The following is a 25,592-nucleotide window of genomic DNA, read 5'->3' as shown; positions in this document are numbered from 1 at the left end:
ATGATACATGTTAGCATATAACATAAATTAAGCTATCGTGGGCAGAAAAAATAAGGAGTCCAGGTTTACAGCTCAGAAAAGTTTCCGTGGCCATCTTATGAGTAATAATTCACTAACGAGCATCTCAAAAGCGAGCATTTCGTGAACCATCATTTCTTGCAGGAAGGGTTCGTGAGATTTAGCAGATTTTTTTGCGGTTGCTGGCTTTTTTTTCATATCGGAGTCGGGAAGTGAGACCGGGCTTAAGGGAGGAGACATGCTTAAAAAGAAGGCACGGTAAAAAGAGAGTCCGGTAAAAAGAGCATCTTGTGGGTATAAAAGGGATAAGGGATTTAGATCTTTTTTCCTAAATCCCCTCGGAGCGGCACTGCATATTTTCCGTTTTTCGGTTAGATTCCTGTTTTTTGTGTAGACCCCCACGGTTTTAAAAACAAGGTGCTTGATCACAATGCTTTTAAATTTCCCCAACCCGCGGGATATGTGCCGCTTTCCTGATAATTTCCCCACTTCTCCAAGTCATTGCTGACTTTCTTCATCCTGATAGGTTCTGCACTTTTTTGTTTTTACTCTGTGGTCTTGTTGTATTGTCTGTCGCTTTGCTTGTAGCTCTCAAGATGCAGCTTTGCTTGTACCTCTCAGGCTACAGTCTTAAATTGTTTTCTTAGATCATATATTTACTTGAGTGTAATATATATACAGTGAAATATGATAATACGACCTTGAGACAGTTGCATTATTCTTATTGTGTTGGCTCAATGATATAATCCTTGAGAAAAATAGGTCCTGTGAGGCACTATTCTGAGATTTTCATTGTTATCAATTCTGATGCCGTTTGGTAAAAGAGAGATTTGCTAAAAAGGCACTTTGTTTAAAAAAGCTAAGGTATTTGGAAAATAGGTATTTCAGGTCCCTTTTGGACGCTGTTGTGGGGCCAAAAGGCTCCTCTCAAGTAGCCAGTCTCGTCATGTGCGGCAACATTCTCGGTGCCTTGATTAATATATGGGCACCAAATTTTTGCCTGCAGGGAAATGTGCCTGAAGATTTATATGATTTTGAGCTTCTATCTCTTTAAACTATTTCTTCAAAATTATCCAGCACCGAAAACATAAATTCCTTTGACCCGGTAAGATACTCTTCCTGCCCAAGCATCTCCTCCTTTTCCTGGATAAACGGGCCATTTCCTATCTCCTCTCCGAACCTGCTGATCATGGACTCAACTCTTTCATCGTGCACTTCGGGGTGGAACTGCATCGCAACAACTCTTCCATCATAAATGAAAGCCTGGTTCCTGCACCCTTCGCTCTCGAAAAGGTGCACCGCCCCTTCCGGCAGGTCAAAAGTCCGCCCGTGCCAGTGAAAGACCGTGATCTCTTCCGGCAGCCCTTCCAGAAATTTTGTTTTGTCCCCGGTTGGGGCTTTTCGGATCGGGTACCAGCCCATTTCCCTGTTTCCGTTTTCAAACACCTTTGCGCCGAGCACATCGGCAAGCAACTGCGCCCCCAGGCAGATCCCGAGCACCGGTTTCCCTGCTGCGATGACCTGTTTGATGAACTGCTTTTCAACTATGAGCCAGGGGTTTTCGGCATAGTCGCAGATGCCCATTGGCCCGCCCATGATGATCAGGAGGTCAAAGGAGTCCATTTCGGGCTGCTTTTCGGTTTCATAAAAGCGGGTAGATTCCAGGGGGTAGCCTCTGGTTTCGGCGTATTCTTCGATTGTGCCGAGGGTGTTTATGGCTGAGTGCTGGAGGCAGTGGAGTTTCATGATAAGTCTACCTGATTTTTATGTAAAATATTTTATCGGGATTAACTTTAACTTATCTACAATAGAAACTTATGGCGCTTACTATAAAAATCGGTTGTAAATTGGGCTAGATTCCTATCTATGCAAATTTCCTGAAACAGATTTTTGAAAATACCCCCCGTCAGTCATTGAAATACCTTTTTTGGTCATCCCGCTGTACATCTTATAGTTATCAGAATAGATTTTTTGTATATTCTGCTGCACATTTGTCATATATTCTAATTTTAATAAAATCTATTTAAATTAATTTCCCCCGATGTTGATTTCTAAGCAATAATCCAAAAGCCTTTTAAATAAAAATGCTCTTTCCGTATAGGGGGATAGTGTGAATAAATTCGTTATTAAGTTCATTATAATCGTTTTTTGTTTGATGCTTATTTTAGTTCCCGCTGCAGGGACCGGGGATACCCGCACGGAAGGGTGTGAAACGGAAAGCCTGGAAGAATGTGAGACGGAAAGTGTGTCTTACTGTGTAGATGAAGACGATGATGAGCCAGCTCCCGAGGAAGCTCAGGTGAGCAGTGAGGGAAAGTTCAGGGTCGGGCCGGTTGTCAAGCTCAGGCCTGTCAACGATGTGATTGATTCGGGGGATGACGGGTTGATAGAGATGTACATGGATAACCCGACCATTAACGAAGTTAACCTGAGCGTGGACGTGCGAGTCAGTGTTCCTGCCGGGATTCATGTAAATGGGGAAGGGTTCGGACAGGCTGCTGCTGCCGGAACTGTCTACGGGACCTTCACGGTTCCGCCGGGGCAGGCAAGGACCGTGTACCTGAATGTCAAAGCCGATAAGGTTGGCACTTTTACCCTTCACCTGACCGGGCTGTACTATCCGGAAAACAACAAGGACAGTTATTACCCCATATCGCTTACCCATCCCTTTGTCGTAAATGAGGTTTCCGAAGACATAGAGGAGGTGCCTGAGCCCACCGATGGGGAAGGGGACCCGGACGGTGGCAAGGGGACAGGCACACAAGCTGAAACCGTACCAGGGCCTGGGGTTGTGTGCGCTTTGCTGGCTTTTGCGGGAGTCGCCTTTTTCAGAACTAGGCGGAAATCCTGATGTTGAAGAACAGATGAGATGAACGCGTAATGCTGAAAAATCGGTGATGAAAAAGTAAACCCTATTTTTCATTTTTTAATGCCTGCTCAAAACTTTAAAGGAAGAATCGGATTCCTTTCTTATTCTCGGGGGGATCGTTATTGCTGTTCAGGAATTCCAGGGTCAAGAAATCTTTAATCAACATCTCTCGTTTCATCACAGCCAGGTCTGTTAAATCTCAATTCAATATATCTCAATTCAATATATCTCAATTCAAGACATCTCAATTCAATATATCTCAATTCAATATATCTCAATTCAAGACATCTCAATTCAAGACATCTCAATTCAAGACATCTCAATTCAAGACATCTCAATTCAAGACATCTCAATTCAAGACATCTCAATTCAAGACATCTCAATTCAAGACATCTCAATTCAAGACATCTCAATTCAAGACATCTCAATTCAAAACATCTCAATTCAAGACATCTCAATTCAAAAAATCCAATTCAAAATTGCTCTTTTCCGTGTTTTTTTTGATGCTTTTGCTTTGCATTCCGGTGGCAGCTGACGAAGAACAGGCTGACCTGGCTGTTCTGGGAATCGTCCCGGATATTCCCGAGCCGCAGATAGGGGATGACGTGATTTTTACTGTGGAATATGCAAATCTCGGGAACCTGAGTAATGAAAGTTTTGTAATTTTTCTTTTTGTTGATGGAACTCTGGTAGGGGAGATGGATGTGTTTCCCCTTGATGCGGGGGAAGGTGCAAGTGTTGATTTTTTATTTCATATCGGGGAGGATATGGGAATCGGAGAACACTCCGTTATTGCGGTGATTGATGCCTCCGGCCAGGTCCCCGAAACTGATGAGTCGAATAATGATTTTGAGGATTATTTTTTCGTAAGTGGAAACGAAAACCCCGACCTCTTTGTCGAAGATATCTTATGGATGCCGGAATTTCCGAAAACCGGGGACGAAGTGACTTTTTCAGTAATGTACGGCAACCGGGGGACCCGTAATGCGGGAAATGGTTTTGGCATCTGTCTCTATGTCGATGATTCACAGGTCGCTTATGAATGGGTTGATGATCTCCAGCCCGGAGAATCTTCTGTTTGCGAATGTACCTGGACTGTTGACCCGGATTTCCCGGATGTTCTGGAAGGTGAACATAAGGTTGCCGCTTACATCGACATGGAGGACGAAAACGAGGGTTCAGGGGATATCGAGGAAAGCGATGAGACGAACAACAACTTCTCGAAGACATTCCAGGTAAGTGAGGACGAACCTGAAAGTGGGGATGAACCTGAAAGTGGGGACGAATCAGAGGGTGAGGTAGAACCTGAAAGTGAGGTAGAACCTGAAAGTGAGGTAGAACCTGAGAGTAAGGAAGAACCTGGAAGTGAGGGAGAACCTGAGAGTAAGGAAGAACCTGAGAGTAAGGAAGAACCTGGAAGTGAGGGAGAACCTGGAAGTGAGGGAGAACCTGGAAGTGAGGGAGAACCTGGAAGTGAGGGAGAACCTGGAAGTGAGGGAGAACCTGGAAGTGAGGGAGAACCTGGAAGTGAGGGAGAACCTGGAAGTGAGGGAGAACCTGGAAGTGAGGAAGAACCTGAGGGTGAGGTAGAACCCGAAAGTGGGGACGAATCAGAGGGTGAGGTAGAACCCGAAAGTGAGGTAGAACCTGAGAGTAAGGAAGAACCTGAGAGTAAGGAAGAACCTGAGAGTAAGGAAGAACCTGAGGGTGAGGAAGAACCCGGAAGTGACGGAGGACCTGATTTAGTAATTGAAGAAATTACCTGGGACCCTGCAAGCCCGAAAACCGAAGATGAGGTTACTTTTTCCGTAAAGTACGGGAACCATGGCAGCCTGAGTTCGGGAAAAGATTTTTACATCTGTCTGTATGTTGAAGACTCCAGGCTCGGCTATGAGAAAGTTCCTGTCCTTCAGGCAGGAGAGTCAGCTGTCTACGAATTTTCCTGGAAGCTTGCCCGGGATCTGGAAGGGGGTGACTATCAGGTTACGGCGTATATTGATATGAAGGATAAGGCCGGGTATTCGGAGTATGTCGAGGAAGAAAGCGAGGCAAACAACGATTTTTCCGGCACGGTACAGGTCGAGAAAATCCGGAGTTCCGGGAAACTGGATATTTCGGTCGCGGATGAAAGTACCGGGGAGCCGGTGGAAGGGGTTGAAGTTTATCTTGACAATACGTTTATCGGGTCCACCGATCAGGAAGGCTTTATCCGCAGCGAAGCTGCCCAGGGAGAAACTCATATCGTAAACGTCCTGAACCCCGATTACTTTGAATCGATGAAAGAGGTGGAAATGGGGTATGATGAATTAACAGGCGTTAAAATGGAAATAGTCTGTGCAAAAGTTCCCCTGACTTTGAACGTGGAAGACTCTTTCGGGCAGCCTGTCAGCAATGCTGAAGTTTTTATCGGGAACAATTTTACAGGTTCTACTGACCTTGAAGGGGTCCTTGAAGTCCGAATGATTCAGGAAAGTGATGTGATGGTCAGGGTTGAGAAAGAAACATATTACCCGACCGAAGGGCAGATACACGTGGGAAACAGGGGTGATTTTTACACCCTGGCCCTGAAGCAGGAAGACCCCAGGGCTCCCACGATAGAAGTTTCCGGGATTTCCGAAATAGGGGACGAAGATTCCATTCTCGAGGACGGGGAAGAGCTTGAACTGGACTTCTTCGTCAGGGATGAAAGCGGGATTAAAACAGTCCGGGTAGAAATTGACGGAACCTTGATAGATACCTTCCATGAGGAAGGGGCTTACAAAACCGTTATGGGGCCTCTGTCGGCAGGGGACCACCTGATAGAAATCAAAGCCTCTGACCTCGATGAAAATGAACACAAAAACCACAAAGAAATCCCCCTGGAAGTTTCCGAGAAAGGCCCGTCAGTAGCCTTCCAGTGCACTAAAAAAGAGCTCAATGTAGGGGAAACTGCGGTTTTCGACCTGGGGGTGATGAACCCTCTCGGAGGCAAAAAAATGAACGTACAGCTCGTTGTCAGGCCTCCAAGCGGGGTCTCGGTTTCGGGTTCATATTTTGTCACAAGCGGTGGGGGAATGTATCAGGCCAAGTATACGCTTGATCCCGGCAGTGATGTCAGGACCATCTCCCTTGAAATGATTGGCAATGAAGAAGGAAAACACACCGTTGAAGCGGATGTCTTCTACTCTTTTGAGGAGGACAAAACCTACTCCCAGCATGATTCCCTGAGCCTCGACGTAAAGGCTTCAGACTCTCCTTTTTCTTCAAAAGGGACCCGGGAATCCGTTGAAAGCTTTAATCCCGAATCTATTCTTGGCCCGGTTGAAGATTTTATTCCCGAACCAGTTAAAAGTTTTATTTCCGAAGCTCCGGCTTTCACAGGGCTGGTTTTTATTTTTGTGGTGCTTCTGTTGCTTAGCTCTTCCAGAAGAAAGAAATGAGGGGAAGTTTGAGCTCTTTTATTTCATTCCCTTTCATCTCTTTCATCTCTTTCATTCATTTTCATCTCAAAACTCCAGGGTCTTTCCATCTCCACCAATAATCGTCTTCTTTCCGTCCTTGGAGATGTATTTCAGGGAAACGTTTCCTTCGGTGTCGTATTTGGTGAAGACAGTTGTGTTCTTATCTTCGGACCACATGTATTCGAAGGTCGAGGTGCCTTCTTCACCTGTGGTTTCAAGGGCGGCTTTGCAGAGGGTTTCCCCTTCGAATTCTTCTTTCCCGATTACGGTCATGTCAAGGGCTTTTTTTGTGATCGGATTTGTGACCTTGACGTGGGAGCCAACCGGACACCATTCATCCTCCATGGTTCCGGGGAGGTCTACTTCGATTTCCGTGTCGTTATCGGAAATTGAAAACTTCGTTCCACCCTCACTGAGGCAGCCGGATGTGAACAGGGTGGCTGTAAGGAGTAAGATTACCAGGGTTGTTAGTGTTTGTTTTTTTGACAGGTTTCATCCCACCTTATGTTTTCAGAGTTTTTCTTCCTGAGTACAGATGGGAAGTAACCAATAAAAAATTATTCTACTATTTCAGGCAATTTTCGGGTCAGGAGATTTAATAAAAAGAATATGCAGAGTTCTCTTAGTTTTAAATTCCTGTCCTATTATTTGTTCGAAACATTTTTTAATTTTTCATTCATTAAACATATTCACATAATCAATAAATTTGCGATTAATGCAATATTTTTTGTACTGAACTGCCAATATCATACTGAATTGCCAATATCATACGGGTGACAAAAATAATTTGACATGAAGGGGAAGTGTTCAGTATTAACTTTGGTGCAGCGAAGGCTGACGTGGATGAATTTTCCTGGATGAAGCAGCTCCTCTCAACCAGCCCTGAGCCCATATTCAGGGTGGGAAAAGACGGGAAGGTGCTCTATGCGAACGAGGCAGGTACTCCTTTGCTTGAGATCTGGGGTATCCGTACAGGAGATGCACTTCCTGAAAATATTGCATGTTTTGCCCGAAAAGTCCTCCGGGAAAGGGAGCCCCGGAATTTAGTTGTAAAAGGAGGGGAAAAGGAATACTCACTCATGTTCAAGCCTTTTGATGAGGAATTCGTCCACATCCACGGGATAAATCTCAGTTCCCGGAAACCGGACGAAGAAAAGCCGCGTCTGCAAGAACACCAGCAGCGAGTTCTTTCCAGGTTGGGGGAACTGTCTCTTTCATCAGCAGGCCACCAGACTCTGCTGGATAAGACCGCAGCTATGGTTGCCTCTGTCCTTGAAGTCGAATCCTGCGAAATTCTAAAGTTTCCTCAAACAATCCACTCCTCAACCACTGCGCAGCCTCCTGCAGATCATGAGTTTGCCGGAGGGATCAGCGTTCCCTTCAAAATTCAGGGCGCATCCCCCCGAGTGATAACCCTGTACAGTAGAAAGCAAAGGGAGTTTACCCCGGAAGATGTACACTTCATGGTGGCTGTCCTTACCCTGCTAACTAAAATTCTCGAATATGGGAAGTTTGACCGGAAGCTCCGGAGCAGGATACTATTTCTTGAGACCCTGCTTGAGATCATTCCCTCCCCGATTTTTTTCCGGGACCGGAACGGAGTCTCCGGGGGTTCCAACGACCTTTTTTCCCGGCATGTAGCGGACTTTTCAAGGGAATCAATTCCGGGGCATTCCCTACCTGAACTGGAAGAAGTGCTTCAAAAAGAACTTCCGGGATTTTACAGTAAAAATGCAGGAACCATTTTGGGTGAGGACTCGGAGCACCTGGGGATAATGGTGGACATCAGCGAGCTGAGGGAGAACAGGGAAGCTCTGAGGGTGGCCCTTGAAGTGCAGAAAGTCCTCTGGACCGTTATCAACAACAGCCCTGCCGTGGTCTTTGTCTGGCGAAATGAGGAAAACTGGCCTTCGGAATTCGTATCCGAAAACGTGTCCCAGTTCGGGTACTCGGTTGAGGACTTCACCTCCGGAAAGTTTCTTTACGGGAACATAATCCACAGGGAAGATATTGACAGGGTCTGTGCCGATCTCGACCGCTGCATTGAGGAAGGGTATGAAAGTTTCAAGATGGAGTACCGGATATTCACAAAAGAAGGGGCACTGCGCTGGGTTGACGAAAGGACTTTTATCCAGAGGGATGCGGAGGGCAATGCCACTCTTTTACAGGGCGTGGTCATTGACATCACCGAGAGGAAAGTTGCGGAGGAAGCTCTTGCGAAAGCAGAGCAGCTCCGGAAAAAGGAGATAAATCACAGGATCAAGAACAACCTGCAAATCGTCTCTTCCCTCCTGGACCTTCAGGCGGAAAAATTCAGCGATGAGAAAGTTGTTGAGGCTTTCCGGGAAAGTGAAAACCGCATCGTGTCAATGTCCCTCATCCACGAAGAGTTGTACGAGTCCGGCGACCTGGACTACCTAGATTTTAGCTCCTACATTCGTAAATTGATCGCGGACCTCCTCAGGTCATATAACGTGGGGAGCTCTGAGATCCGTCTGCATCTGGACGTAGAAAGGGTAGTCCTCGGAGTTGATACGGTAATTGCACTGGGAATCATTATCAATGAACTGTTTACCAATTCTCTTAAGTATGCTTTTAGGGCAGGGACCCTGGGAGAAATCCATATCACACTGCTCAGGGAGGGAATCGGTGGGGATGAAAAGTCAGACAAAGCCAGGGTCAGTGCAAACTTTCTAAACAGCTCCGGAATATATGACCGCTTCATGCTTGTTTTTTCAGATAATGGGAAGGGTTTTCCGGAGGGAATTGATTTCAGAAACCCGGAGACTCTGGGTTTGCAGCTTGTGAATGCGCTGGTGGACCAGATAGAAGGTACTATTGAGATGGAAAGAGAAGCAGGCACAAAGTTTATTATCAGGTTCAGGAACGAACTTCAGGGGAGCAACCGGAGACTGATGTCGGAAGTTTAAACCTGCGAGATCCCCTCCCTAAACCCTCGAGTTCTATTTTTCAATCGCCACCTTTAATTCTTTTTTGCCCCCGGGGGCCTTTGTAAGCGCATATGCTAAGTCAAGCCTATCAAAGTCAGCTCGGTCGAAGTCGAGCCTGAGACTCTTTATTTTCTGGTCAGAAAATTCCAGTACTCCAGCCTGCTTTGATAAGATTTCACTGCCATCGTGGAGTATTGCCTTTAGGGTGAATTTCCTGAAAAACAGGCTACCTCCGACAAATCCGTTTTCAGGGATTATCCGAAGTTCGGCAAAGTAACTATAGAGCCATTCAGTCCACTTTTTTGCCTCGGTTTTCCCCTTAATCTTCTGTCCTGAAAGGAAGATTTCACAGTTTTCATTGAAATATGAAAGTATTGTTACAGTGTCTTTTGCTTCAATTGCTTTGTCTATCCGTAGCGTTATTTCATGCATGGTTTCAGACATTGATACTCCCCAATTACGTACTATTACTCTGTCCCAACTTCTAAATATATTTTTCGATGAAACGTGGAGTGATTGAAAAGTAGGGTGATAGAAAGTAAAGTACAGAATAATCGCAACAAAATGAATTGCATCTTTGCTTCTTTGCTTTTTTGCATCTTTTGTTTTTTCACCTTGTTTTTAGACTTCCTTTACTTTTTTACTACACATTTGGGCATTTTTTTAACCAGGGCAATAAATTTAATATATTCTTCCTGCACATTTTTATTTACTTAACTATTATAGTGCATTACTTTTTAAAAGCAAACAGGCAATTTTTGAAAAATATTTTTATTATGTGTTCATAGGCTTTCGGACCTTCGGCATATGCCCGGGGCTGAATGACCTGAAATAGAGGTATATCATGGACTTCAAGAAATTCTATAGAACAGTAATTCCTCTTGCAATCCTTATCGTACTTTTTTCAGGGTGCATAAGCTCTCCAGAGGAAGTTGTTACAGAGATCGGGAACGTTTCCAACACGGAAGCCTCCCTGCCGGTGACCCCGGAGGAAAACTTGGTTCCGGCTCTAGTTGACGGAGCCAATGGCACTGTGGGCGAGGACGTCGGGGAATTAGAGGACAGCGGCGAAACAGGTGATGCCGGAACCGGGGAGCTACCCTATACCACAAGGTCCCTTTCGGATGCCGAAGGGCAGGATGAAACAATAAGGGTCGGGGCTTTTAATATTCAGGTATTCGGAGTCACCAAGGCCTCAAAACCCGAAGTTATGGAAGTCCTTGCGCAGATCATACGCAGCTATGACGTCGTTGCGGTCCAGGAGATCCGGGACAGTTCCCAGACTGCTCTCCCTCAGCTTGTCGAGGCCGTGAACAGTGAGGGGGCAAGCTACGAATATGTGGTCAGTGAGCGGCTGGGCAGGACTACAAGCAAAGAACAGTATGCCTACGTGTATAACAGCACCAGGCTCAGGGTGGCAGGAGAACCTCATACCTACCCGGAACCCGAAGGTACTGACCCCTTTCACAGGCAGCCTTATATTGCCGGGTTCGAGCTGCCGGGCGAAAACTTCAGTTTTGTCCTGCTCACCGTCCACACCGATCCTGACGAGGCTGAAGAAGAGATAAACTCCCTTGACGAGGCCGTTGAATACGCCCGGACTGCCTACCCTGAGGAAGATGATTTCATCCTGATGGGTGACCTCAACGCTGACGGCTCATATTACGATGAGGACGCCCCGGGCGACCTTCGCGGTCCTGAATACAACTGGTTGATAAACAACAGCCTGGACACTACAACAAAGGCAACCGATTATACCTATGACAGGATAATCGTAAGTGAAGGCGCAGAGTCCCAATTCACCGGAGATGTTGGGGTTTTCAGGTATGACCTGGCCTATAACCTTACTTATGATGAAACGACTGCAGTTTCCGATCACTACCCCGTTTATGCCGAATTCCTCACCTCTGGAGATGATTTTTAAGGAGATGCGCATGGAGAAGCATTTAAGAGAAGCATTTAAGAGAAGCATTTAAGAAAATGAGTTCCAGGGAGGTGCGCTTTAAAATTTATTCTCATCTCCTGATTTTTTTATTGTTTTAGAGGTCCCTGCCTTTTTTGGGTTTGGATAACCGGATCTTCTTTTCCTTGATATTGAAGTAATTTCATTATTATGTTTATATTTCTCTAGTTATTATAGTCTGTGATGTCCAACATGAGCCAAAATTTTTATATGTTTTGAGCTCGAATTAACTACTAACTTTGTTAAATTTTATCATGCCTTGGGGGGAGTAGCTAGGGTACTGGATACAATTTTGGATATTCAATTTATCTATTCTTATCTCTTAGTTGAAAATATAATTTCAAAACGTTTTTATAGTACTATTATAAAAATATTAGTAATAATTAATTAAAATAATAATTATGTTATGTTATATTCCAGGCATGTTGGCTGATGGATGAATAACTGCGAAAGGGGCTCTTGATTCATATGTCTCTGGTTCGGTAAGGGAAACAAAATGTTTTGGCATGGCGACATCTTATGAATAATATACTGGTAGTTGAGGACAATCCTGTGATAATGGAACTTGTCAGAACCCTACTGACATCATTTGGTTATGGCCATACAGGGGTAGAAGATGGGTTTGAAACTCTGAAAGTTGTAAAAGAAAGTGATTTTGACCTTATCTTGCTGGATATACAACTTCCCGGAATGGACGGACTTGAAGTCCTCAAGAGGCTTAAAGAAGATCCGGAAACTGAGAATATTCCTGTTATTGCCCTGACAGCCCATGCCATGTACGGAGATGAACAGAAGTTTCTGAGAGCAGGGTGCAACGGCTATGTTTCGAAACCTATTGACATTCCAGGGTTCAAATTGTTGCTGGAAAAGTTATTGCCGGATACTAAAATTCGATACTAAAATTCGATACTAAAATTCGATACTAAAATTCGATACTAAACTTCGATACTGAATTGTTTGAGATAAGGGATAAAAAGTGTCCATAAAGAATGATTTTTGCTTTGTGGGGGTTGTGTGATGCAGAGTTTTTTCAGAGTTCAGTTCTCAAAAACATTAAATGAATTGCTCTTAATTTTGACTGTAGGTCTTATCTTTACAATAATTGCTTCCAGTTATAACCTTTTTGAATCTGTAGTGGCGTTTGTCGAGCAGTCTAACAGGTGGGAATTGGGGGGCTTACTAACTCTTTCGGTTTATCTTTCCTTCGGGCTTGGGGTTTTTTCCCTGAGACGCTGGATGGATACGGAAAATGCCCTTGCCCTTCACAGGATAGCCGAGGCCAACCTCAGGGAAAAAGATGAAAGGTACAGGGCCCTGTTCGAACAGTCCAATGACTCAATCATCATTTCGGACGGCAAATGGGTGCTGGATATCAATGAAAGGGGCAGGGAAGTCCTGGGTGTTGACCGGTTCGACACCGGGAACGTTTCCCTTATGTCCCTGGTCCCCGGAGAGTATCTCCCCGAAGCCCGGGAAGCCCTGAAAGTAACATGCGAAAAGGGTTCTTCATGCTTTGAAATGAAGTACATGAAATCGGACGGGAAGCTTATTGACGTGGAGGTCAGCTCGTCCCTTATACATAACGATGGAAAACTGGTCCAGATTGTTGCCCGGGACATAAGCTCCCGCAAAAAAGCCGAAAGGTGGGAGCAGGAAAGCAGGGAGAGGTTGAAAACAATAATTGATAATACCCTCTGCGGTATTTTGCTTATTGAGGCCTCCAGCAAAAAAATAGTTGACGCAAACCCTGTTGCAGTGACCACTCTCGGGATGTCCGAAAAAGAACTTTTAGGGGAAATCTGCCACCGTTTTCTTTCTCCGGAAGAAGAAGATAAATGTCTTTCCTTTGACCCGAATCATCCTTCAGACGTGGCTGAAAGTTCTCTCCTGAATGCCAGGGGAGAACCCGTCCCCATCCTGAAGAGTGTGGTGCCCGTGTCCATCGGGGGGACCGCTTATTTTGTAGAGAGTTTCATCGACCTTTCCGAACGCAAAAAAGCAGAAGAAGAACTGCTCCAGGCAAAGTTTGCCGCCGAAGGGGCCAACCGTGCAAAGAGTGAATTCCTTGCTACCATGAGCCATGAACTGAGGACTCCCCTTACCGCAATCATCGGGTTTTCGGACCTGATGCTCGGAGGCATGACCGGGGGACTCGATGAGCAGAATATGCGCTTCCTCAAAAATATTTCCAACAGTGGCATACACCTCCTTGCGCTGATCAATAACATCCTAGACCTCTCGAAAATCGAAGCCGGGAAAATGGACCTTGAAATTGAGAACTTCTCTGTCCCCGAGGTCTTTGCCGACACCAAAACTGTTACAACTCCCCTCTCCCTGAAGAAAAACATTTCAGTAGAATTCGATGTGAAACAGGGCATTTTCATCAGCGCCGACAGGGTCCGCTTCAAGCAGATCCTCTACAATCTTGTGAGCAATGCAATCAAGTTTACCCCGAATGAAGGGTCCGTGAAAGTCTCGGCTCTTCGATGCGAGGACAGTGTCCGGGTAAAGGTTGAGGACACCGGGATCGGGATTGCAAAAGAGGATATGGAACACCTGTTCAGGCCCTTTAAACAGATTGATTCGGCAACCAACCGCCATTATGAAGGCACGGGCCTCGGGCTCGTCCTTGTCAGGAAGTTTGTTGACCTGCACGGAGGCTCGCTTCATGTGGAAAGTGAGCTCGGGAAAGGCTCCTCATTCATGTTCGAATTGCCGCTAAGGTGCACCGGAAATGAGATGGTAAACGGGGGAACTAACGAAGGTGCAAAGTCTATCAGGGCTGCCGAAAATGGAGTCTCCGGAAATGCCGCTGAAACAGGGACCTCCGGAAATGCCGCTGAAACAGGGCTTTCAGGTATTGAAGGTAGCGAAGTTGAGGTGAAGGCTGCGGATGAGACTGAAAAAGGTTCGAAAATCCCGGAAATTATTGAACCTGAAGGTTCACTCGGTTCCGAACCGCTGGTGCTGGTTGTCGAAGACGACGAAATGTCCCGGGAACTGCTTGTTATCACATTAACCGAGGCAGGCTACCGGGTGGCTCAGGCTTCCAGCGGGAAACAGGCCCTTTTGCTGGCTCAGGAATTGAAACCTTTCGTGATCACCCTGGATATCATGATGCCGGAGATGAACGGCTGGATGGTGCTTAAGGACCTGAAAGAGGACGCTGCAACGGCTGAAATTCCTGTGCTGGTAATTTCCATGGACGACGATAGGAAATGCAGCATGCTCTGGGGTGCATTCGACCACCTTGTAAAACCCGTTGAAAAAGGCGTGCTGCTCTCCTCCCTGGACCACATGAGGGAAAGGACCGATATAACAAACCCGAAAATACTCGTTGTTGACGACGAGGCCGCAATAGTTGAGCTTATGGTCTCGATGGTTGAAAATAACGGTTATGAAGTCACCCGTGCATACGGGGGCAGGGAAGCAATTGAAAAGACCGTAAATGAGCATCCTGATGCCCTTATTCTTGACCTGATGATGCCAGGGGTTTCCGGCTTTGACGTAATCCAGGCCCTCAAGCGGAATCCGGACACGGTCGATATCCCGATTATAGTCTGCACCGCAAAAGACCTCACAAGCGAGGAAAAAGAAATGCTCAATAGCAATGTTTCTTATGTCATGCAAAAAGGGGACCTGAGCAGGGATAAACTTATTGCCTTCATCAAATGCGTTGAGCGTAGTGCTGAAACGTGCAGGTGCTGTTGAAGATAGTAAAACCGGAGTTGGAGGTTTCGGCTCCGCAGAAATCCTGTTATATCGCTTGAAATGGTCATGGTTTGTGACCGGGTTAAATCCCGGTTTCAAGTCTTTTCGTGATCTCAGACTTTTCCCGGGGCTCTCACCTCCTACAAAGAGGACAGCCTTTTCCGAAATCACTGAGGATAAAATGCTTGAAGAATAGGCTGCCAGTGGAACCCTGCACTCTGATTCGACATCCTGCCTTCGACATCCTGCCTCTAATATTTTGTCCGAAAAATAATCTTGTTGAAAATGGGAAATTTTTCCCTCTTTCTCTTTTTTCCCTGAACTTATCTTATTTCGGAATACAAACTTTGCTTACCACACACCATTGTTTTTTATGGTAGCCAGGATATTCGTGAACTCGTTGTTGAACTTGCATTTCCGGAAATCGGGGGAATCAAGGATGCTTTTCTTTATGCCCTGCATAGCAATCATGAGGCTCATGTTGCTGCTGTACTCAAACTCTTCTTCTGTGGGGGTAATGTTTTCGGAGAGGATTTCCATGAATCTCGGGTCCAGGTCGTTTGTAAGGTAGATGTCCAGAATCAAGAGGTCTGCAATTCTTTTGTAGAAGTCGATGAGTTCCTGGTAGCATGCCAGGGAGCAGACGCTTGAAATATATTTTTGCCGGTTCAGGTAAATCAGGTAGCGGGAGATTGTGCTTATCAGGATCTCTGTGCTTTCGTCTTTCGGGAATGCTATGGGAAATCGCTTAAGCATTTTTGGGTAAAGGTTGCTGTCTGTCCTCAATTTTTCACGTTTCCAGATTTCAGGGAAGGCCCGTGATATGGAGCAGTTTAGCACTGCCGTGATGTAGTGGTAAAGGCCGGGATCGCCAAGAACAATTCCGATCCCGTCCGCAAAAACATGGTCTCCGCTTGCATCATAGGAAGCCTGGAAACGGTAGTGGTCGGTAATGATAATTTTAGGGGTGCCTGTGTAACTGAGGATTTTTTCTTCCTCAAGCTGGTAGTAGTCAGCCGAATCAAGTCTTCCTGAATCAAGTCTTCCTGAATCAAGTCTTCCTGAATCAAGTCTTCCTGAATCAAGTCTTCCTGAATCAAGTCTTCCTGAATCAAGTCTTCCTGAATCAAGTCTTCCTGAATCAAGTCTTCCTGAATCAAGCTCCTCTGCATCAAGCAGGGACTTATTTTTAATTTCCAGAAGCCTTTCGTAAGCCATGGGAAACCTTGCTTTCAGGTCGGCGGGCTGGATGACCCGGTACTCCTTTCTGATGCCGTCTCTGAGGATGTCGTAAGGCAGCATAAAGCGATAAGAGGTCTGGCGGATAGCAAATTCATTGGAAAGGGCCCCGTCCATGTAGGGGTGCATTAATTCCCTTTCTATGTTTACGTTTTTGTATAACTTCCTGCAAACGTACGGTGCATCAGGGCAGTTTTCTCTCGAAAGGTTCACCCTGTGCAGGAAATCATTTTTTGAAGGAACTCCCTTGAAGATATCTATTGAGATGTCCTCAAGTGTGTGCGGAATCTGACTCAATCTTCCTACAATGTCGTCCTTGCTCCAGAACATGTTTTTCCCCTTCATTTTTTATATATTTTAGAAGTTTTGCCCGGTAGCCTCTTTCCGGAGCAGCAAATCCACAAAAGCTACAGCCTTACCCGGATAGGCTGAATTTTTGACCTTCTAAAATCCCCATGTAAAGTTTGATTATAAAGTATTAATATAATAAACTTTCTATGTCCCCTGGTTTACATTTGCGGAATATTCCTTTCCTCTCGGGAAATATACCTGCCATGAAGCTCAAAAAACCGAAAGCAACCTTTCCGGGGCTTGGGGGCTGGTTCCGGACAGGAATCAGGAATGCAAGAACAAGGTTGACAATTATCACCGGACATTTAAAACATATTCGCAAATCCTTCTCCGATACCAGGAAGTTCGCCTTTGACCTGAGCAGCTTTACGAGTTCTTCCTCGTTTTCCAGTACTTTTGCCTTTTTTGAAGCAGGGGCATTTCCGTCGCTGTCGATGACGAGCACGAAGGGAAATTTGTTTTCCAGGGCATACTCGAGGAAATCCGTGCCGAGTTTTCCTCCATCAGGGACAATGTAATAATCTTTGATTACTGGGAGTTACTCAAGTATTCCTTTTTCAGTATCTATTGCAGACAAGGTTTCGGCTAAAATTTCAGGTCGGTTATTTCCGGTTTTCTCTATGGCAACCCCACACAGGTGTTTGATTTTGGTATTTGGCAGATATTTTGATTGGAAAGTATCCAGTATTATTTTTGCCAGTTGTAAAAAGGACTGCGGCGCCTGCTCCACCCGTCAAAACCTCGTTCCCTGATTTCTTTCAGATTGTGCATTACTGCATCTCCACAGCGGGGCTTTAGAAAATCGAGTTTTTCGCAGCTTTCAAGCGCACTGCATTCCCAGCAGCCCTCATATCCTTTTTCCCGGCAGCACGCGATAACCAGGCAGGGCTCCTTACTGCACCCTCCTCCAACCCTGCAGCCTTCCGTACAGGAATGTCGGATGAGGGCTTCCAGCACTTCTATAAATGAATCATAGTGCTGGAATTCGGAGCCAAAAGGGCTTTTTACACTTGCATAGCTCTGAAAATCCGCCTTTTCAAGTTCAGCTTTCAACTGCTCTGCAAGTTTGCTGTGCCTGTTCCTGAAATGAATGCAATCGGCGCAATGTAGTCCGCAATAGGCTGTGAGCTCCTTTTCCTGCATGGGAATAATTTGACTTCGTTTTATAAATAGTTCATCGATTTCGGAGTCGTACCGCAAAATCTATTAAAATTTCAATTGAGACTTCAGTCCTCTGAATAGGTTTTAATCCGGACCTACCGGTGTAATCCAATCTCTCAGTTATCCCGCAATTTTTCTCTATTCGCTTTTCAGGTCCCGGTGCTCCCACCGGCTGTGAAGCAGCCGGCCTTTTCCCTAAGAATATTGAAATGACTAATAAATATAATATGATGACTGTAGATACAAGTTTATGGCTAAAAAAGGAATCTCGAAAACTTCTAAATAGGGGTAGTTTACAAAGATATCGTTCGATCCACATCTCTCCCAATAATATTAATCTGTGATTTTTTTTATATTTTTACATTTCAATGTATATTTTATTAAGTATAGTTCTTTATAATTGTACTATATTTATTTATTCTTTCCTTCTTCGTATGTGCTACACTTTTTGAGGTCAAAATATGAAGAAACACATAGCACTAATTGTTAAAAAATATTTATTAATTTATTTAAATATTTTGTATATTTTCCAAAATATTTTTTGTGTTCTGCGTTTTTCCAGACATTCATCCCAAGTACTAAATAAGTTTTGAATGTTCTGCGAGTTTATGTCAGAAAATCCTGAATTTCTCCCGAAGCTCCTGCAAAATGAAAAAATCGGTTAATGTACCCTCATTTCTTTAAGATTTGCTCTCTGGCTCGCCAGCATCCCTTCTCTTCGTAATATTTTTCCCGCCTGCGATGCAATAGACTCCGTGATAGATTCCAGGTAGTCTGTTGGGTCCAGCAGGTTTTACGGTTTTTCTTCGGCAAACCAGTTGCCTCCTAGGTATTTTTTACTCGAGGTAACCGGGTACTTTTTCCATAACTCAAAGTGGAGCATACTGGGGTTTTTATCTTTGAGTTTTGCAGAAAAGTCCTGAAATGCCTTCGACAAGCACATAATAGGTCGGGTTCCAGTAAGGCAGGATTTCAGGAGAAGTCATCATGCCGGTTTCTGCGCCTATCCCGTCTTCGATAGAAACGACCTCCGTATTTCCAGGCGCATAAAGGTCAACACCGCAGTGGTGGCGATCTCCCCGTTCTTCCCAGAAAGAACTCGGGTAACCTTTTTTCGGTATTTTTCCTGAAAGGGTCTTTTCAGGATCCATTTTACAAGGGTGTGTTTATCTTATGTTTTTGATTATTTTTTAATCGCAGTACTGCTAAAAAACAAGTTTTCTATCGCTGTTTTTTTATACCATTACTTACATATATACAATTGGTCCATAGGGCTAGTCCCAAATGTATGAAGAAGACGTACGAAGTAGGTATTTGACTTAAATAAGTAGTAACTTGAGTAAGTAGTAACTTAACTGAGTAAGGACTTAAATAAGCATTAACTAACTGAGTACAGAACGAAACTACATTAAATTGGACTTTAAGTGAGTAAGTAAATTAAGTAAGTAAATTAAGTAAGTAAATTAAGTAAGTAAATTAAGTAAGTAAATTAAGTAAGTAAATTAAGTAAGTAAATTAAGTAAGTAAATTAAGTAAGTAAATTAAGTAAGTAAATTGAGTAAGTAAATTAACTTGAATAAGTAACTAAATCAAATAAGTAGTAAATAATTGAGTAAGGACTAATGAGTACAGAACTAAAATGCATTAAAACTACGTTAAATTGGGACCAGGCCTTATGGATCGCCCTTTAAGGGTTTTTCAGTACATTGATTCTTGGTTAAATCCTTTTAGTTTTAGAATGCAATTCCTTACCATAATTCCTTCAGATTATCAGTTTTTCCTTTACCATAATTCCTTCAGATTATCAGTTTTTCCTGTTTGTTTCAACTTGACGGAGCTTCCGGCTTATTTTTAGTTTTCAAAACTTCATACTTTACAGACTGCATCTGTGGGTCTTGCCAAAAAAACGACAGTTTCTCCATTAAGGATTTCTGTATGAATGCTTCTACTTTTGACTTTCAGGAAAGATTTTGTAGATTTTCAGTGCATCTCACTTTCCGCAGATGTACACAAATGTATCATTCATTTACCGATTTGTCCGATATTCTTTGTATTATTGCGAGTTGGTTTTTATTTCATAACCATATTGAGAAAATAGATGGCATTTTTGTGGACTTCTGCGGAAGGTCAGGTGCATGGAAGATGTTTGATTTTTAAGTTTTCAATTTCCTTCTTTTAATTTGATATATTTATATAATATTGCACAAATCATTTTTATTACTTTATATGAAAATCAGGCTCATAGAAACCATTATTTTACGGAACCATTTTATGCAAATGTGGAATATGGAGATGAGCCTGTGGACCTGTGAACAGTAGTTAAAGCATGAATTAGGAAGCGTGAACTTTAGTTCGCGGGTAGTTTATCTGCATATACTAAATTTAGTTGGGGAGAAATGTATGAACCGAAAAGAATGCAACCTATCGTTAGATGAACTTCTCAAATTTGATGGCGTAATGGCAGCCGGGATTTTCAGTCCCGAAGGAAAGCTCGTGGATTACAAAGCCAAAACCGATATGCCTGAAGCGATGGCCCGGATGACCGCCAAGTTCTGCGGAACCGTGAACATGACGTTCGATGCTCTTGCCAGTGCCTACACGGAGCTCTTTAAGATGAACTGGGTACCTCAGCATAACTGGATGTACAGCGGCGGCGAATGGACCGTTATGATCTCGGGCACACGGGGAGTCTTTGTCGAAAGCTCAAAGGCCGATATAGAGAAGCTCCTCAAGGCTCTCGGAATGTGTTAACACCTTTAATAGCATGCTCGTAAATAGCCTGATTAGCTAGCCCTGAGCTAGTCCTTTTCAGGCAGATCTGCCCTTAAGGTTACGGAAGATGCCAGGTGCGGAGAAATATATGGGGCTTACGTGGTTGAACTGGAAATCAATAGCATTAAACCTTCAACCTTCTAAGGCATAACTTTGACTGAAACGTTTAATGAGCTTGATTTTGTAGCTCAGCTACGCAGGGCCTCAATAATAAAAAGCTTCTTCTACTCAATCAGCCAGAAGCAATTTAATTGCCCCTGCGTTCGAAGAAGCTTTGATCTTCAAAGTCACGTCCGATTCTCCATAGGCATCGTTGACATAATCGCTTCCTTCCCTGCTAAAACCGTCGGCTTCGACACGAGCCGGGGTAACAGCATCAACGTAAACTCCGATGTCACGGGGAAGCGTTAGGGTGATATCCCCGGTGTTTACGGACACTTCTATACCGGCATTGCTGCTCCAGTCCCCGGAAAGGTCAGCAATGATGGAACCGCTGTTCAGCTTCATCTCCATGTTGTTCAGGGAAGCATAACTGCCGGCAAGTTTTGCATCGATGTTCCCGTTTACGGACTCTATCGTTAATGAAGTCAAAGAAGGGTAGTTTCCAGGCAGACCGAGCACGACATTCCCATTGGAGTTTGTAAGCTCCAGCTCTTCCAGCAGCGGCTGGTTTCCTGCTATTTCTGCTTCCATATTCCCGTTTCTGACGCTGAGCTCAAGTGTTTCCAGCGAAGAACTGTTTAGGGAAAGGACAGAATTTCCGTTCTCAAGCTCCGCCTTCAGAACCATTGGCAGTTCCTCGTTAAGGAGCAGGTCCCACTCGTTCCGGGCTCCGCTCCCACCTTCGCGTGCCTCTGGCTGCCGTACACTGAGTTCTCCCTGCCTATCCCGGACACCGTACTCGATTTCAGGTTTCCATTCCGCTACATTGTACCTGAATTCTGCATCCAGCAGTTCATCCGAACCTCCGCTGATCTTCATATCTCCGTTTACCATCTCGAGTTCTACATCTGCAGCTTCAGCGCCGTCAAGTCCAACCGTCCGGGACTCAACCTGCAGTTCTCCTGCCTCCATGCAGCCGCAACCCAGCAGCAGTACCGCCATGAGTGCCGTCAAGCTAAAAATCAAAATAACCCGGGATGCCTTCCCTGAATCTCGTTTCCTCATTCCTTATCCTCTTCCGTAACCCATTATGTTCCACAATTCATCATGTTCCTTGAATTCTCTATGACCTTCAAATTCAAATCATTATGTTCCCCGGACCCTTTATGTTTCTCTAACTAATTATGATTCCTAACCCTTTATTCTTCATGCAATTTCGTTTTTGAAAATGTCTCATTTTACTGCTTTTTTGACCCCTGGATTAAAAGGACCAGTCCCAGGATACCAAGGACTCCTCCACCAACAAATCTGGCTGTAAAATCCGACATTGTCAGAAAAACCCATATCGCTATGATCAGCAGTATCGCCCCGACGATAACTTTCCCGGTATCCATTTGTCTCCTCCTCTATTCGTTGTCCGGATATTTTATGTAATTGAATATATATTATCACGTTAATATATATTATAACCCTAATCAATGTTTTATCCGGAAAAATTTGAGGTAGATCAATGGAAGTAGAAAAGGGACGGTTTGAAATCAAAAACGAAGAAGTGTATCTTTTACGAAGAACTGTGTCGTTTCGGGCCTAATATACGATAAGATGCCGGATTTGATCCAGATCTATAAAATTTGATCCGGACTTACAGAAAAGGGGTTCAGGAATGAAATTATGCTTAACTAAAGTAAAACAATTCCTTTTTGCCTGACGTTCAGGTCATTTCCTTATACCTTATAAGCTGGTTTCCCCGAATCCGATCTTGAATTTCGTTCCTGTTCCCCTTTCAAGCTCGATACTGCCTTCTATTTGCTCTACGAGGGTGTTTACTAGCTGGAGGCCCAGGGATGCGGTATCCCTGAAATCGAAAGCTTCAGGCAGGCCCACACCGTCGTCAGAAACGATAAGCGTAAATTGGTGGTCATGGTTAGTTTCTGCCCTCTGGAGTTTGACCCGGATTTCCCCGCTTCTTCCGTCGGGAAAAGCGTGCTTTAAGGAGTTGGAAACAAGTTCATTGACAATGATCCCGAGGGGAATTGCGGTATCCATCCCAAGGGAAACATTCTCCAGGTCCAGCTTTAAATGGATGTTTTCATCCCCCACTTTGTAAGACCTGAGAAGGTCAGTTGCCAGTTTCCGGAGATATGCCGTAAAATCAAGGGTTTCCACGTCCCTGTTTTCCTCTGTTTTGTAGAGTTCTTCGTGGATCAGGGACATTGAAACCACGCGGTTCTGGCTGTCCCGGAAGGCTTCAATAACTTTCCTGTCCTCAAAATGTTCGGCCTGAAGGCTGAGCAGGGAAGAGATCACCTGGAGGTTATTTTTAATCCTGTGGTGGATTTCTTTTTTGCGGATTTTCTCGGTTTTCAGGAGGGCTTCTTCCGCCTTTTTTCGTTCGGTGATGTCGAGCAGCACACCTACTATTCCAATTATTTCCCCGGCAACATTGCTGTAGGTGGCCTTGTGGGCAATAAAGTCCCTTACTTTGCCGTCTTCGGCACATCTTATTCTTATTTCATGGGGCAGACTTTTGCCCTCTTTTAGCAGTAGCTGGTCAAAACGTTCGGAGATCCGGACCATTTCCTCTGAGAACTCTTTCTTGAAATCATACATTGAGTGTCCTATAACTTTATTTTTCGGAAGGCCCAGAACGTAGCCGGCAAACATCTCATTGCAGCCCTGGTAGATGTAGTCCAGATTCCTGTAAAATACGGGAGCAGGGATTGCATCAAGAAACGCTTCCAGGAAATTTACGTTATTTTGAAGAGCTTTTTCAACCTGTTTGCGCCCGGAAATTTCCCTGAAGAGTATTTCGTTTGTTTTTGTAAGTTCGGAAGTCCTTTCCCTTACAAGTTCTTCCAGGTGCTCCCGGTGCTGCTTCAGTTCTTCTTCTGCACGCATGCGCTCTATATTTTCCGCGAGCAAAAAAGCCACCGAACTGAGGAAATAGGCGTCTTCTTCGGTAAACTTCCTTTTTTTCCTGCTGTGGGCACCCAGCACTCCGAAGGGTTTTCCCAGACTGCCTATGATGACACTGATCCCGCTGGCCACCCCGTGTTCTTTCAGGATTTCTGGGGGTTTGAAGCGTTTTTCCTCCCAAATATCTTCTACCATCACGGGGCCGTTCGAATACAAAGTATACCCTGCCTGAGACTCTTTTTTCCCTTCGACTATGGCTTTTCCCACGATCCCGGACTTCCAGCCGAACCCGGCCCTGAGCAGGAAGTCCCCATCCGGAAGGAGTTCCAGAACCTTGCAGTATTCGAGTTCAAGGGTCCGGGCAACCAGCTTTACACTTTCGTCCATGAAGCCCTGGAGCCTTCCGCAGGTAAGGGCCATCCTTCCCATTTTATGGAGCACATCATGCTGTTTTTCTTTTATGCGGAGCTTTTCCTGCATTTCTTTCTGACCGCTGATGTCGAATCCGTAAATGTTTACGTATTCGTCTCCATTCAGGGGGTGGAAAGCGACAAGGTATACCCTTTCTCCGGCTTTAACTTCCAATTTTTTCGGGCAATTCCTGGAAATTACTTCCCGCACCACGTTTCCGATAGAGGACGGCAGTTCTTCCCCTACCCCAACTCCCCACTCGTGCAGCAGGGGGTCACTTGCCATGTTTGCGTAAATGAGCCTTCCGACCTTTCCAGCGCGGAGCACAGGGTTCGGGTTTTTCGATGGAAACTGCTCCATTATCGTTCTCGTATTTTCCCTCTTCAGGCTGACAACCCCTTTAAAGTCGTCTCAATCACGTAAATATTGTGATTCGTGTCTTCTACCCTAACCCGGAATACCTTATCTTTTGCAGTCCGATAAGCAATAATTTCCCATAACCCGGTACTATTGTGCGTGCATATTATGTGCATATTGTGTGCAGAATAAGTTTGAAGAAATGTTTTTTGAATTTACTGGCTGGTTCCGTATTCTTGCTCACGTTATATATATTTTCACAATTATAATTTTATATGAGGGATCTTAATAAGATATCTTCCCCAACCTCTCTAAATGTGTGTTTCTTTTATGCTTTTATAATTTTCGGAACTACTGTCCATATCCAAAATTACATAATAGAATGATAACCATATATGCAATGTAACTAACAGAATCCGGAGGGTATGAATACGAGCACGATCGACAACTTGAAGGAAGCCTTTGCCGGGGAGTCCATGGCAAACAGGAAATACCTGGCTTTTGCAAAGAAAGCCGATGAAGAAGGTTTAATACAGGTCGCCAAACTTTTCAGGGCCGCGGCTGCTGCGGAAACGGTACACGCCCACAACCACCTTGGAGTCCTGGGGGAAATCAAAAGTACCGGGGAAAACCTGAAATGGGCGATTGAGGGTGAAACTTTCGAATTCAATGAGATGTATCCTGCCTACATCGAGGAAGCAAAAAAAGAAGGGAACAAAGATGCTGCCTGGAGCTTTAACCTGGCAAACCAGGTAGAGCAGATCCACGCAGAGCTCTACAAAAAAGCTCTTGAGAACCTGGGGAACAATGAGGAAGTCGATTACTACGTCTGCAAGGTCTGCGGAAATACCGTGGAAAATGAACCTTCCGGAAAGTGCCCTATCTGTGGAGCGCCAGCATCCGAGTTTGAAAAAGTAGAATAACCCGGATTTCCGGGTCTCTTCAACTTTTTACAGGGAACTTTAATTTTCTGGAATTTCTTCCTGTTTCATGCTGTTGAATGCACATTTCGAACCCTGGCACTCTTGTGCCACTATACTATACTAAAAAGCCATTTTGTTGATATAAGGTCAATAAAATGTTCAATAGTCAAACATTATTGCCCCATATTGGCAGGGGTTCGAAATATGCAGTTGAAGAGAACCCTGCCCTGATTTTTCTCATTTTGTTTTTTCATTTTTCTGCTTCACTTTTCTACTTCTCTTTTTTGCTTTGTTTTTCTGCTTCATTTTTGGGACGAAAAAACCAATGGACGGGTTATAGGTGAATATTTTTTCCTTCTCCGAATCCAAAATACCTATAAATTCATTCACTATATAGTTTATTTGGAC

19 protein-coding genes are annotated in these 25,592 nt (G+C 44.5%); 8 read left to right on the top strand and 11 right to left on the bottom strand.

Features of this window, described 5'->3' with window-relative positions; all coding sequences use genetic code 11:
* Positions 1–72: 72 nt before the first annotated feature.
* Together MSMTP_RS09380 and MSMTP_RS09370 are read right to left on the bottom strand one after the other, a co-directional pair.
* Entirely contained in the window at positions 73–507 is a 435-nt protein-coding gene (locus MSMTP_RS09380; protein WP_156153772.1) for a hypothetical protein, read from the bottom strand.
* A gap of 561 nt (positions 508–1,068) precedes the next feature.
* The gene (locus MSMTP_RS09370; RefSeq protein ID WP_048178767.1) at positions 1,069–1,764 is read right to left on the bottom strand and encodes a type 1 glutamine amidotransferase; all 696 of its coding nucleotides are present in this window, start codon (positions 1,762–1,764) and stop codon (positions 1,069–1,071) included.
* A gap of 364 nt (positions 1,765–2,128) precedes the next feature.
* Between MSMTP_RS09370 and MSMTP_RS09365 the strand changes: the two genes are divergently transcribed.
* Both MSMTP_RS09365 and MSMTP_RS17970 read left to right on the top strand, forming a co-directional pair.
* A complete protein-coding gene (locus MSMTP_RS09365; RefSeq protein ID WP_048178766.1) occupies positions 2,129–2,869 on the top strand; it encodes a hypothetical protein in 741 nt (246 codons plus the stop codon).
* A 521-nt stretch (positions 2,870–3,390) separates the two neighbouring features.
* A complete protein-coding gene (locus tag MSMTP_RS17970) occupies positions 3,391–6,306 on the top strand; it encodes a CARDB domain-containing protein (RefSeq protein WP_052718352.1) in 2,916 nt (971 codons plus the stop codon).
* A 66-nt stretch (positions 6,307–6,372) separates the two neighbouring features.
* Here MSMTP_RS17970 and MSMTP_RS09355 read toward each other — a convergent pair whose 3' ends face one another.
* A complete protein-coding gene (locus MSMTP_RS09355) occupies positions 6,373–6,672 on the bottom strand; it encodes a hypothetical protein (RefSeq protein ID WP_231582739.1) in 300 nt (99 codons plus the stop codon).
* Between the two features lie 458 nt (positions 6,673–7,130).
* Between MSMTP_RS09355 and MSMTP_RS17965 the strand changes: the two genes are divergently transcribed.
* A complete protein-coding gene (locus MSMTP_RS17965) occupies positions 7,131–9,257 on the top strand; it encodes a histidine kinase dimerization/phosphoacceptor domain -containing protein (RefSeq protein ID WP_052718351.1) in 2,127 nt (708 codons plus the stop codon).
* Between the two features lie 33 nt (positions 9,258–9,290).
* Here the strand turns inward: MSMTP_RS17965 and MSMTP_RS09345 are convergent, their stop codons facing one another.
* Complete coding sequence (locus MSMTP_RS09345) at positions 9,291–9,722, bottom strand: nuclear transport factor 2 family protein (RefSeq protein ID WP_048178764.1); 432 nt, start codon at positions 9,720–9,722, stop codon at positions 9,291–9,293.
* A 400-nt stretch (positions 9,723–10,122) separates the two neighbouring features.
* On the opposite strand from MSMTP_RS09345, the gene MSMTP_RS09340 reads away from it, so the two are divergent.
* From MSMTP_RS09340 to MSMTP_RS09330, 3 genes are all read left to right on the top strand, one after another.
* Positions 10,123–11,202: an endonuclease/exonuclease/phosphatase family protein gene (locus tag MSMTP_RS09340; protein WP_052718350.1), complete on the top strand. Its 1,080-nt coding sequence runs from the start codon at positions 10,123–10,125 to the stop codon at positions 11,200–11,202.
* A gap of 558 nt (positions 11,203–11,760) precedes the next feature.
* A complete protein-coding gene (locus tag MSMTP_RS09335) occupies positions 11,761–12,141 on the top strand; it encodes a response regulator (RefSeq protein ID WP_048178763.1) in 381 nt (126 codons plus the stop codon).
* Positions 12,142–12,408: 267 nt separating this feature from the next.
* Positions 12,409–14,952, top strand: a complete 2,544-nt coding sequence (locus tag MSMTP_RS09330; protein WP_231582738.1) for a response regulator — start codon at positions 12,409–12,411, stop codon at positions 14,950–14,952.
* Positions 14,953–15,303: 351 nt separating this feature from the next.
* On the opposite strand, the gene MSMTP_RS19715 is transcribed toward MSMTP_RS09330, so the two are convergent.
* The 4 genes from MSMTP_RS19715 to MSMTP_RS09305 form a co-directional block, all read right to left on the bottom strand.
* The gene (locus MSMTP_RS19715; protein WP_197076044.1) at positions 15,304–16,521 is read right to left on the bottom strand and encodes a hypothetical protein; all 1,218 of its coding nucleotides are present in this window, start codon (positions 16,519–16,521) and stop codon (positions 15,304–15,306) included.
* Positions 16,522–16,669: 148 nt separating this feature from the next.
* Positions 16,670–16,987, bottom strand: a complete 318-nt coding sequence (locus tag MSMTP_RS19710) for a hypothetical protein (protein WP_048178761.1) — start codon at positions 16,985–16,987, stop codon at positions 16,670–16,672.
* A gap of 242 nt (positions 16,988–17,229) precedes the next feature.
* Positions 17,230–17,685, bottom strand: coding sequence for a DUF3795 domain-containing protein (locus MSMTP_RS09310; RefSeq protein WP_048178760.1), 456 nt, complete (start codon positions 17,683–17,685; stop codon positions 17,230–17,232).
* Between the two features lie 911 nt (positions 17,686–18,596).
* Positions 18,597–18,854, bottom strand: coding sequence for a hypothetical protein (locus MSMTP_RS09305; RefSeq protein WP_052718349.1), 258 nt, complete (start codon positions 18,852–18,854; stop codon positions 18,597–18,599).
* 1,249 nt (positions 18,855–20,103) lie between these two features.
* On the opposite strand from MSMTP_RS09305, the gene MSMTP_RS09300 reads away from it, so the two are divergent.
* Positions 20,104–20,454: a DUF2173 family protein gene (locus MSMTP_RS09300; protein ID WP_048178759.1), complete on the top strand. Its 351-nt coding sequence runs from the start codon at positions 20,104–20,106 to the stop codon at positions 20,452–20,454.
* A 249-nt stretch (positions 20,455–20,703) separates the two neighbouring features.
* On the opposite strand, the gene MSMTP_RS09295 is transcribed toward MSMTP_RS09300, so the two are convergent.
* The 3 genes from MSMTP_RS09295 to MSMTP_RS09290 all read right to left on the bottom strand — a co-directional run bounded on the left by MSMTP_RS09295 (position 20,704) and on the right by MSMTP_RS09290 (position 24,264).
* Positions 20,704–21,642: a toast rack family protein gene (locus tag MSMTP_RS09295; RefSeq protein WP_048178758.1), complete on the bottom strand. Its 939-nt coding sequence runs from the start codon at positions 21,640–21,642 to the stop codon at positions 20,704–20,706.
* Between the two features lie 173 nt (positions 21,643–21,815).
* Complete coding sequence (locus MSMTP_RS19230; protein ID WP_156153769.1) at positions 21,816–21,971, bottom strand: hypothetical protein; 156 nt, start codon at positions 21,969–21,971, stop codon at positions 21,816–21,818.
* A gap of 337 nt (positions 21,972–22,308) precedes the next feature.
* The gene (locus MSMTP_RS09290) at positions 22,309–24,264 is read right to left on the bottom strand and encodes a histidine kinase dimerization/phosphoacceptor domain -containing protein (protein ID WP_048178757.1); all 1,956 of its coding nucleotides are present in this window, start codon (positions 24,262–24,264) and stop codon (positions 22,309–22,311) included.
* Positions 24,265–24,686: 422 nt separating this feature from the next.
* On the opposite strand from MSMTP_RS09290, the gene MSMTP_RS09285 reads away from it, so the two are divergent.
* On the top strand, positions 24,687–25,184 hold the full coding sequence (locus tag MSMTP_RS09285) for a rubrerythrin family protein (protein ID WP_048178756.1): 498 nt from the start codon (positions 24,687–24,689) through the stop codon (positions 25,182–25,184).
* Positions 25,185–25,592 lie beyond the last annotated feature (408 nt).

Origin of the sequence: Methanosarcina sp. MTP4, assembly GCF_000970045.1 — an archaeon.
Classification (GTDB): domain Archaea; phylum Halobacteriota; class Methanosarcinia; order Methanosarcinales; family Methanosarcinaceae; genus MTP4.
Note: the sequence above shows the minus strand (reverse complement) of the source record. Positions and strands in the feature narration are given on the sequence as shown.

What these genes read in the sequence shown, in the direction of transcription:
- MSMTP_RS09300 (WP_048178759.1), top strand. Translation starts at nt 20,104, where the DNA reads ATGAACCGAAAAGAATGCAACCTATCGTTAGATGAACTTCTCAAATTT.
- MSMTP_RS09335 (WP_048178763.1), top strand. Translation starts at nt 11,761, where the DNA reads ATGAATAATATACTGGTAGTTGAGGACAATCCTGTGATAATGGAACTT.
- MSMTP_RS09370 (WP_048178767.1), bottom strand. Translation starts at nt 1,764, where the DNA reads ATGAAACTCCACTGCCTCCAGCACTCAGCCATAAACACCCTCGGCACA.
- MSMTP_RS09290 (WP_048178757.1), bottom strand. Translation starts at nt 24,264, where the DNA reads ATGGAGCAGTTTCCATCGAAAAACCCGAACCCTGTGCTCCGCGCTGGA.
- MSMTP_RS09305 (WP_052718349.1), bottom strand. Translation starts at nt 18,854, where the DNA reads ATGGATCCTGAAAAGACCCTTTCAGGAAAAATACCGAAAAAAGGTTAC.
- MSMTP_RS17970 (WP_052718352.1), top strand. Translation starts at nt 3,391, where the DNA reads ATGCTTTTGCTTTGCATTCCGGTGGCAGCTGACGAAGAACAGGCTGAC.
- MSMTP_RS19715 (WP_197076044.1), bottom strand. Translation starts at nt 16,521, where the DNA reads ATGTTCTGGAGCAAGGACGACATTGTAGGAAGATTGAGTCAGATTCCG.
- MSMTP_RS09310 (WP_048178760.1), bottom strand. Translation starts at nt 17,685, where the DNA reads ATGCAGGAAAAGGAGCTCACAGCCTATTGCGGACTACATTGCGCCGAT.
- MSMTP_RS09345 (WP_048178764.1), bottom strand. Translation starts at nt 9,722, where the DNA reads ATGTCTGAAACCATGCATGAAATAACGCTACGGATAGACAAAGCAATT.
- MSMTP_RS09295 (WP_048178758.1), bottom strand. Translation starts at nt 21,642, where the DNA reads ATGAGGAAACGAGATTCAGGGAAGGCATCCCGGGTTATTTTGATTTTT.
- MSMTP_RS09355 (WP_231582739.1), bottom strand. Translation starts at nt 6,672, where the DNA reads ATGGAGGATGAATGGTGTCCGGTTGGCTCCCACGTCAAGGTCACAAAT.
- MSMTP_RS09340 (WP_052718350.1), top strand. Translation starts at nt 10,123, where the DNA reads ATGGACTTCAAGAAATTCTATAGAACAGTAATTCCTCTTGCAATCCTT.
- MSMTP_RS09285 (WP_048178756.1), top strand. Translation starts at nt 24,687, where the DNA reads ATGAATACGAGCACGATCGACAACTTGAAGGAAGCCTTTGCCGGGGAG.
- MSMTP_RS19230 (WP_156153769.1), bottom strand. Translation starts at nt 21,971, where the DNA reads ATGGATACCGGGAAAGTTATCGTCGGGGCGATACTGCTGATCATAGCG.